6 protein-coding genes are annotated in these 3,622 nt (G+C 35.2%); 1 reads left to right on the top strand and 5 read right to left on the bottom strand.

Annotated features, from left to right (window positions below):
• Nucleotides 1–147, top strand: a complete 147-nt coding sequence (locus AC1DND_RS22730) for a DUF5522 domain-containing protein (RefSeq protein WP_477584874.1) — start codon at nt 1–3, stop codon at nt 145–147.
• Between the two features lie 47 nt (nt 148–194).
• On the opposite strand, the gene AC1DND_RS22725 is transcribed toward AC1DND_RS22730, so the two are convergent.
• From AC1DND_RS22725 to AC1DND_RS22705, 5 genes are all read right to left on the bottom strand, one after another.
• Nucleotides 195–800 (bottom strand): Uma2 family endonuclease, encoded by a 606-nt coding sequence (locus AC1DND_RS22725; protein ID WP_477584873.1) that lies wholly within the window; start codon nt 798–800, stop codon nt 195–197.
• A gap of 70 nt (nt 801–870) precedes the next feature.
• The gene (locus tag AC1DND_RS22720; RefSeq protein ID WP_477584872.1) at nt 871–1,476 is read right to left on the bottom strand and encodes a Uma2 family endonuclease; all 606 of its coding nucleotides are present in this window, start codon (nt 1,474–1,476) and stop codon (nt 871–873) included.
• A gap of 129 nt (nt 1,477–1,605) precedes the next feature.
• Nucleotides 1,606–2,322 (bottom strand): ZIP family metal transporter, encoded by a 717-nt coding sequence (locus AC1DND_RS22715; protein WP_215132493.1) that lies wholly within the window; start codon nt 2,320–2,322, stop codon nt 1,606–1,608.
• 3 nt (nt 2,323–2,325) lie between these two features.
• A complete protein-coding gene (locus AC1DND_RS22710) occupies nt 2,326–2,889 on the bottom strand; it encodes a phosphatase PAP2 family protein (RefSeq protein ID WP_230145126.1) in 564 nt (187 codons plus the stop codon).
• Nucleotides 2,886–3,622 (bottom strand): class I SAM-dependent methyltransferase (locus tag AC1DND_RS22705; protein WP_477584871.1); only part of this gene is annotated, 737 nt, incomplete at its 5' end. The genes AC1DND_RS22710 and AC1DND_RS22705, both read right to left, overlap by 4 nt.

The raw sequence follows: 3,622 nt of genomic DNA, 5'->3' as shown, positions 1-3,622 counted from the left end.
ATGTTAAAAGAAGGCGAAGATTTTTACTTTAACAAAGATGGACTAATGGTTTTTACAGAAGCCTACCATTTAAAACGTGGTTATTGCTGCAAGAATAAATGTAAGCACTGCCCATGGGGTTATGGGAAGAAGAAAGAAAAGAAGTAATGTAGTTGGCAATTTCAGTTTACATTTCTCAATTTTTATCTACAAACTCATTCCTCCTTATTAAAGCGAACATGATCATAAATATCGCTTAGCGCTATATCAAAACCCATCGAAACAAGAGTTAGTCTATCAGATATCTCCTTGTGTTGATTGAGTGCCCAGTTTTTTTCTTCATTAATGTAATAAGCTTCAATCGAAATAGATTCCGAATCGATCATAATGTATTCTTTTAATGATTGAATATCTTTATACAGGTTAAATTTTTTCCCTTTGTCGTAATTTTTGGTTGAAGGTGACAGGATTTCAATAATCACAGTTGGTAAAATTGAGGTGTCTTCATCAACATCACTATGTATTAATCCATTACAATAAATCGATATGTCAGGATAGGTAAATAAAGTATTCTCAGGAATATTCATTCGTTTATCACTTCCATAAGGCCTGCAGGGTTTGCCTTTAAGTTTTTGAACTATTTCTCCAAAAAAATTGCTAAAAATCTCGTTGTGATTATCACCGGCACCAGACATTGCAAATACCTCTCCTTGGAAATACTCGTGCTTTACTGTTGATGCTTTTTCCATCTCAAGATATTCTTTAACAGTATAACTTCTTTTTTGATAAGCTACAGCTGGTTCATTTACAATTTCGTCCATATATAAATTTATTGAATTTTGTCCGAAAGGTTAATTGTTTAAAATTGCCCAGTTGAAATTGCAAACGGAATCACATTGCGGCGTTAAAGGAAACATGGTTGTAAATATCGGTTAAGGCTACGCCGAATCCCATCGAAATAAGATTTAGCGTATCATAAATCTCTTCATGTTTGTTGAGTACCCAATGCTGTTCATCATTAATATAATAGGCCTCTACGAATACTGATTCTGAATCAATCATAATGTATTCTTTTAATGATGGAATATCTTTATATAGGTTAAATTTTTTCCCTTTGTCGTAATTTTTGGTTGAAGGTGACAGGATTTCAATAATCACAGTTGGTAAAATTGCTGTGTCTTCATCAAATTCACTATGCAAATAATTATTACAATAGATAGAGATATCAGGATAAGTGAACAACGTATTCTCAGGAATATTCATTCTCATATCACTTCCGAAAATGTAACACGACTTTCCTTTTAGTTTACTGCCAACTGCTAGGAAAATATTGGTGAACATCCAGTTATGATTTTCACTTGCACCAGACATAGCAAATACCTCGCCCTGGAAATATTCGTGCTTTACTGTTGATGCTTTTTCCATCTCCAGGTATTCCTCAATAGTATAATGCCTTTTTTGGTAAGCTACAGCAGGTTCATTTACAATCTCATCCATATACTAATTTACAGATGTTTATTCACAAAAGTTAAATGTATAAACGATTAAACGTTTAAAACGGATATTGGTTGGTTAACTGTTTAAATCGGTTAACTGCAAATTGCCAACCAAGAACTGCCAATTGAATTAATGTCCTGCAAAGAAACCAATTAATGCTACACCAATCCCCAATAAAACGGCAATCATTTTGCGGGTATTGATTTTATGATCGGCACTCGATTCGAATAAGATGGTGGTAGAAATATGTAAGAAAATACCGATCACAATACCCATAATTTTATTGAAATAAGCATCAATGCCTCCAATAGTGCCATTGCTTAAGCCAACACTTACATAAAAGCCCAGAGGTGCCATGATCGCAAATACAATCAGATAAAATATAATACTGCTTTTCTTATAATGGTTTTGCATTAATATGCTTGCCAGCGCAAAAGCAGCTGGGATGTGGTGTAGTGAAATTCCGAAAATCAGCTCATTGTGCTGTTCTTTGGCTAAAGGCATCCCCTCTAAAAAAGCATGCAAACACAAACTGATCATAATCCCAAAGGGAAAAACATGCCCGTCGTGATGTTTATGAATGTGCCCATGTTCTACACCTTCTGAAAATTGCTCCAAGAAGATCTGTAATAAAAAACCAATTAGGATGAAAACACCAATCTGCCATTTGTCGGGTCCGCTGTAAGCGTCAGGAATTAAATGTAAAACTGTAATGGCAAATAAATAGGCCCCACTGAAAGACAAAATCAGTTTCAGTAGTTTAGATTTATCGCTCTTTACTAAAAATATAGCTGTCCCACCTAAAAAGGCACAGAAAAAGAGTACGCAGAGTTTCCAGATTTCCATAAGTTAAAAATCAGGTTGTAATTTTTTAAATATTCTAGAACAGATAATCCCTATGGTAATGCCTAGTAAAGCACCGGTAGTTACATCAACAGGATAATGAACACCAACATATACCTGTGCAAAACTGATGATAAGCGCCCAGAAAATACCAATAGGCAAAATAGGTTTCCATCGGCTATAAAAAATGCAGATTAAAAAAACGGCAATCGCAAAGTGATTGGTGGCATGTGCAGACGGAAAGCTCAGGCCACTTCCACAGGGAACACGGTGGATAATATCGTTCGCCAAACTTAAATCATTACAGGGCCTAACCCGGGCTACCCAAGGTTTCACTACTCTCGACGCAATTAAATCGCCCATGGCGAAGGTAAAGAGAACCATGCCGATAATGTAATAACCTTGTTTTTTATACTGTTTAATACAAAAAACAACAATAAAAAGGTAAAGGGGCGACCAAAAGAAACGGTTACGCATTAAAGGCATCAACCAATCAAAAAAGCTGTTTGAAAGCCCACGGTGGATTTTCAAGAACAATTCTACATCAAATTGCTGTATGCTTTCTATCATGCTTTTTTACAGATTAAAATTAACCGGTCTGAACTGTTTTCGTCAAAATCGTCTAAACCATAACTGCCAAAAGTTTTTTCGATAACCATCCCTGCCTTGGTTAGCATGCGCTGGAAATCCTCAAAACTAAATGCCTGCACCCGTTCTTCGAAATTGTATACCTTTTGTTTGTCTTCGAAATTTATCTTTTTGATAATTTTTCCGTCGATCACATTTTTGGTGATATTAAAAGTTATGCCATCAAGCGATTTTGTTTCGCAATGATTTAAGTTGCGGATAATTTTTTCGGTATTAAAATAATCGAGCACCAAAATCCCCTCAGCTGTTAAGCATTTTCGAAAGGTTTTAAGTGCATTTACATGGTCTTTTTCGGTATCGAAATAACCAAAACTGGTAAACAGATTTAAGGCCACATCAAAGTAATTGATGTAAAATAACCTGCGCATATCGTGTACAAGAAAATGTAATTTATTGTTTTCGAATTGCTTAGCGTATTTTATACTTTGTTCCGAAAGGTCTATTCCGGTAACATCGAAGCCTTTTTTGTTTAAATAGATTGAATGTCGGCCTTTGCCACAGGCAATATCCAACATTTTAGCATCTGGCCTTGGGTGTAAAAATTCCGTAAGTTTATCGATGAAAAATTCGGCTTCAGCATCATTTCGTTGTTGATAAAGAATATGATAATATGGCGAATTAAACCAATATTGAAACCACTTGCGTTGCATATAAA

It is taken from the genome of Pedobacter sp. 01N416 (assembly GCF_056399685.1).
Note: the sequence above shows the minus strand (reverse complement) of the source record. Positions and strands in the feature narration are given on the sequence as shown.